Genomic DNA, 3,076 nt, shown 5'->3' on the forward strand with positions numbered 1-3,076 from the left:
CTATCTGCACATGCAGGTAGGGGTTTTGTCTTTGTGGCTCAAAAATACCAGGCCCTACATAAACTCCCTGGCTTCACACAAATCCCTGTAGGAGCGGCTTTAGCCGCGAACACCGGCAAAGCCGGTGCCAGCCACCGCATCGCCTGCTTCACGGCGGTTCGACGCCTCGACTTGCCCGCTCCCACAGGATTGTGGCCGATCCCGACACAAGGCCGCTCCTACAGGGGGTTCGTCCCCATGAGATCGGCCCTTTTCCTATGCAAGCCAACAGCCCATGGCTATCATGCCTGCCTTATTCCAAGTCGAGACTGGCATGCTGAAGTTGTTGAATCTCCTCAAGGATGGCCGGTTCCATTCCGGAGAAGCTCTGGGGGCAGCCCTCGGGGTGAGTCGCAGCGCCGTTTGGAAGCAGCTGCAGCACCTGGAGAGTGAACTGAACCTCACCATTCACAAGGTTCGTGGGCGCGGCTATCAGTTGGCGGCGCCATTGGCCTTGCTCGAGGCGCAGGCAATCGCCGGGTTTGGCGAAGGTGAACAGTGGCCGGTTTTCATCCACGAAACCATCGACTCGACCAACGCCGAAGGCCTTCGGCTGGCCAGTGAAGGGCAGCCGGCGCCATTCCTGGTTCTGGCCGAGCGCCAGAGCGCCGGCCGTGGTCGCCGTGGTCGGCAATGGGTCAGCCCATTTGCCGAAAATCTCTATTACAGCCTGGTGCTGCGCGTCGATGGCGGCATGCGCCAGCTCGAAGGCTTGAGCCTGGTGGTGGGGTTGGCGGTAATGCGTACCCTGCAGGCATTCGGTGTAAAGGACGTGGGGCTCAAATGGCCCAACGATGTCCTGGTTCGCGGCCAGAAGATCACCGGTATTCTCCTGGAGTTGGTGGGCGATCCAGCCGATGTCTGCCATGTCGTACTGGGTATTGGTATCAATGTGAACATGCAGGCCAACGACCAGGTCGACCAGGAGTGGACCTCGATGCGGCGTGAAGTGGGTGCGGCAGTGGACCGTAACCGGCTGGTGGCATCGCTCAGTCAGCAGTTGCAGCACGAATTGGCGCGTCATCGTCGCTACGGGTTTGCCGCATTCCAGGAAGAATGGGAGCAGGCGCACCTCTGGCAGGGGCGCAATGTGTCGCTGATTGCTGGTAGCACGCGAATTGATGGCGTGGTTCTTGGCGTCGACGGGCAGGGCGGTTTGCGCCTTGAGGTGGACGGAGTGGAAAAGAGCTTCAGTGGTGGTGAGCTCAGTTTGAGGTTGCGTGATGATTCTTGAGCTCGACTGCGGTAACAGCTTCATCAAGTGGCGGGTAATTCATGCCGCTGATGCAGTGATTGAAGGCGGCGGTATCGTTGATTCCGACCAGGCGCTGGTAGCGGAAGTGGCGGCGCTCGCTCCGCTGCGCCTCAGCGGCTGCCGGATCGTAAGCGTGCGCAGCGAAGAGGAAACCGATGCGCTTTGCGCGTTGATTGCCCAGGCGTTTGCAGTGCAGGCGCGAGTGGCTCACCCGGCCCGGGAAATGGCTGGCGTGCGCAACGGCTATGAGGACTATCAACGCTTGGGCATGGACCGTTGGCTGGCGGCGCTGGGGGCATTTCATCTGGCCAAGGGGGCGTGCCTGGTCATCGACCTGGGCACCGCTGCCAAGGCGGATTTCGTTGCCGCGGACGGCGAGCATCTGGGCGGCTACATTTGTCCGGGTATGCCGCTGATGCGTAGTCAGCTGCGCACCCACACCCGGCGCATCCGCTATGACGATGCTTCCGCCGAGCGCGCATTGACCAGCCTGGCCCCAGGGCGCTCAACCGTCGAGGCGGTTGAGCGCGGTTGCGTATTGATGCTCCAGGGTTTTGCGCATACCCAGCTCGAGCAGGCGCGTGCGCTGTGGGGTGAGGATTTCACTGTGTTCCTGACCGGGGGCGATGCGCCGCTGGTCAAGGGGGCTGTGCCGCAGGCGCGTGTCGTGCCTGATCTGGTTTTCGTTGGCCTGGCCATGGCCTGCCCACTGGATTGAGGTGCCTATGCGTTGGTTGTTTCTGCTGTTACTGGTGCTCAACGTCTTCTATTACGTGTGGCACCAGCAGGAAGCCCCGCTGAAGGTCAAGGAAGTCGCCCCTCTGTCGCTGTACAAGGGGAATCAGCAAGAAATCCGCCTATTGCGTGAAACAGGTGTGTCGACACCGCCCAAGCGTCGAGATGAGTGCCTGGTAGTAGGTGGTGTCATGGGGCAGGGCCAGCTTGATGCTCTGCGTCAGCGCCTGTTGAGCCTGGACATTTCCACATTGCCAGTGGTGGGGCAGCTGCCCGGGGCGGATGGTCGTTGGCTCAAGGTGGCCCCGGAAAGCGAGCGTTTGCTGGACCAAACGGTCCTCGCGGCTCTTTCCAATGATTTCAAAGACTTAAAACATAAAATTATTTTCTGCCAGGGTATTGCAACTGGCGAATAGCTTGATAGAATGGCGCCCGCTTCACAGGGAACACCACTCAGGTGGCAGAACTGGAAGCGGTGTCAAAGCAGCTAAGCTTCAGATTTGATTGAAAAAATTTGAAAAAACGCTTGACACTAGGACGGCAGACAAATAGAATGCCGGCCACATCTGGAGGGATTCCCGAGCGGTCAAAGGGGACGGACTGTAAATCCGTTGCGAGAGCTTCGAAGGTTCGAATCCTTCTCCCTCCACCAGTTTTAGCGAGAGCCGCAAGCTCCGCGGGTATAGTTTAGTGGTAGAACCTCAGCCTTCCAAGCTGATGATGCGGGTTCGATTCCCGCTACCCGCTCCAAGTTTGCTGGGTTTTGCACAAAGTGTTTCGCTCTTGTAGCTCAGTTGGTAGAGCACACCCTTGGTAAGGGTGAGGTCAGCGGTTCAAGTCCGCTCAAGAGCTCCATATAAACAAGGCAGATATGAAAATATCTGCCTTTGTTTTATCAGCGCAAGACTATTTCTTCTGCGGAGGATTGTATCGATGGCTAAGGAAAAGTTTGATCGTTCCCTTCCCCACGTTAACGTCGGCACTATCGGCCACGTTGACCACGGTAAGACCACTCTGACCGCAGCTCTGACTCGCGTCTGCTCCGAA

The 3,076-nt window shown here is 58.6% G+C and carries 4 protein-coding genes and 3 tRNA genes; all 7 read left to right on the top strand.

Annotated features, from left to right (window positions below):
- Window positions 1-313: 313 nt before the first annotated feature.
- The gene (gene birA, locus TZ03_RS27890) at window positions 314-1,273 is read left to right on the top strand and encodes a bifunctional biotin--[acetyl-CoA-carboxylase] ligase/biotin operon repressor BirA (protein ID WP_051101541.1); all 960 of its coding nucleotides are present in this window, start codon (window positions 314-316) and stop codon (window positions 1,271-1,273) included.
- On the top strand, window positions 1,263-2,012 hold the full coding sequence (locus TZ03_RS27895) for a pantothenate kinase (protein WP_051101539.1): 750 nt from the start codon (window positions 1,263-1,265) through the stop codon (window positions 2,010-2,012). Before birA ends, TZ03_RS27895 begins: the two co-directional genes overlap by 11 nt.
- 7 nt (window positions 2,013-2,019) lie before the next feature.
- Complete coding sequence (locus tag TZ03_RS27900; protein ID WP_051101540.1) at window positions 2,020-2,445, top strand: hypothetical protein; 426 nt, start codon at window positions 2,020-2,022, stop codon at window positions 2,443-2,445.
- Window positions 2,446-2,597: 152 nt separating this feature from the next.
- Window positions 2,598-2,681, top strand: a tRNA-Tyr gene (locus TZ03_RS27905).
- A gap of 24 nt (window positions 2,682-2,705) precedes the next feature.
- A tRNA-Gly gene (locus TZ03_RS27910) sits at window positions 2,706-2,779 on the top strand.
- Window positions 2,780-2,808: 29 nt separating this feature from the next.
- A tRNA-Thr gene (locus TZ03_RS27915) sits at window positions 2,809-2,884 on the top strand.
- 78 nt (window positions 2,885-2,962) lie between these two features.
- The coding region (locus tag TZ03_RS29505) for a GTP-binding protein (protein ID WP_007916459.1) at window positions 2,963-3,076 on the top strand (114 nt) is incomplete at its 3' end.

The sequence above is a fragment of the Pseudomonas sp. 10-1B genome (genome assembly GCF_000935045.1).
Taxonomy (GTDB): Bacteria; Pseudomonadota; Gammaproteobacteria; order Pseudomonadales; family Pseudomonadaceae; genus Aquipseudomonas.

What these genes read in the sequence shown, in the direction of transcription:
- TZ03_RS27900 (WP_051101540.1), top strand. Translation starts at nt 2,020, where the DNA reads ATGCGTTGGTTGTTTCTGCTGTTACTGGTGCTCAACGTCTTCTATTAC.
- TZ03_RS27895 (WP_051101539.1), top strand. Translation starts at nt 1,263, where the DNA reads ATGATTCTTGAGCTCGACTGCGGTAACAGCTTCATCAAGTGGCGGGTA.
- birA (WP_051101541.1), top strand. Translation starts at nt 314, where the DNA reads ATGCTGAAGTTGTTGAATCTCCTCAAGGATGGCCGGTTCCATTCCGGA.